Source organism: Paraburkholderia humisilvae (assembly GCF_902859855.1).
GTDB classification, from domain to species: Bacteria; Pseudomonadota; Gammaproteobacteria; order Burkholderiales; family Burkholderiaceae; genus Paraburkholderia; species Paraburkholderia humisilvae.
Genome location: NZ_CADIKH010000322.1, coordinates 1 through 1502, shown reverse-complemented (window position 1 = coordinate 1502; position 1502 = coordinate 1). Strand labels below are relative to the sequence as shown.

1 pseudogene is annotated in these 1502 nt (G+C 55.3%); it reads left to right on the top strand.

The features are described from left to right. Positions 1 to 551 precede the first annotated feature (551 nt). Positions 552 to 1343 (top strand): annotated as a pseudogene (locus tag HV796_RS42255) (IS110 family RNA-guided transposase); the annotation flags it as partial. Positions 1344 to 1502 lie beyond the last annotated feature (159 nt).

Genomic DNA, 1502 nt, shown 5'->3' with positions numbered 1-1502 from the left:
GAAGCATTCGAAGCATTTCATGAACGAATCACACAACCGGATTCGGGCTCACAATCAGACTCAATCCCGTAGGGTCTGGTGCGACTATTGAGGCTTACTATATCAGGCCTTCCCAATTTGCAGGAACACACCTGAAGGGGGCCACCGATGGCAAATCGTCTTTATATGGATTGCAAATGGGCCTGCAGTGGTATTCCATCTATCAAAGCTGAGCATTTCCTTAAAAAATCGCAAAAGCCGCCAATCGATAGCCGCAAATCATTGTTCACGCTCTGGATAGAGCAGCTTGTTTATATCCACCTTTAGTTGGTTCGCATAGCGGCTCGACGAGACCAGTGGCTTTATGAATTGCTCGCTCTCGTCGACTTCATCCGAACGGACCTCTCGCGCAAACGGAATCTCGCGACGCCCCTACTTGCCGACCTCCCGGGGAACCAAGCCCAACACCTCTACGGCAGAGTAAGCAATGGGATGGACGCCCCCATCGATGAAGGCATGAATGTGCCAAAGTGGAAATGTCATCAATCACTCAAACCGGAAGGGGCGTCACCATGCAAATTACGACAGTTGGGATTGATCTGGCTTCGGGTTCACGGGGCGAACGAGCGCGGGAAAGCGGTACTGCGCAAGCAGTTGCGGCGCGAGCAGGTTACGGCGTTCTTCGCTAACCTTCCAGCGTACCTGATCGGCATGGAAGCCTGTGGTAGCGCCCACCATTAGGCTCGCAAACTTCAGGCACTGGGCCACACGGTTCGACTGATGGCGCCGCAGTTCGTGAAGCCGTATGTGAAAAGCAACAAAAACGACGTAGCCGATGCGCAAGCCATCTGCGAGGCTGTGACGCAGCCGACGATGCGGTTGTACCCGTAAAAAACATCGAGCAGCGGAGTGTTCTGTCACTGCACCGCGTGCGGCAGGGCTTCATCAAGGCACGCACCGCTCAGACTAATCAGATTCGTGGTCTGCTGGGTGAGTACGGTCTCATTGTGCCGCAAGGCATTGCCTACAACATCGCTCTACCTGTGCCCGAACTGATCGAAGATGCGAGCAATGAGTTACCAGGTGCATTCCGGCAGCTCATCGATCGACTGCTCGAGCACCTGAAGTTACTCGATCGACAGGTCAACGAGATCGAGATTCAGATCAAGGCCTGGCATCGTGACAACGAGACCAGGCGTCGGCTCGAACAGGTGCCCGGGATCGGCCCGATCACAGCGAGCGCGCTGGCGGCGAGCGTCGGGGATGCAAAGAACTTCGACAACGGAAGGCAGCTTGCCGCGTGGCTGGGACTGGTACCTCGCCAGCATTCCGGCGGTGGAAAGCAGAAACTGCTTGGCCTGAGCGATGCGTGCCTTGATGAAGCCCTGCAGAGGTGGCCTCATTCGTTCGGACGTAAGCAACTCGTGGCGGCCAGCCTTGAATGAACAGGCGTGACACGCCAAAGTGATTCCCACCATTTTTTGTAGCGGGAATCACTTTGGCACCAGAAGAAGAGCAGATAT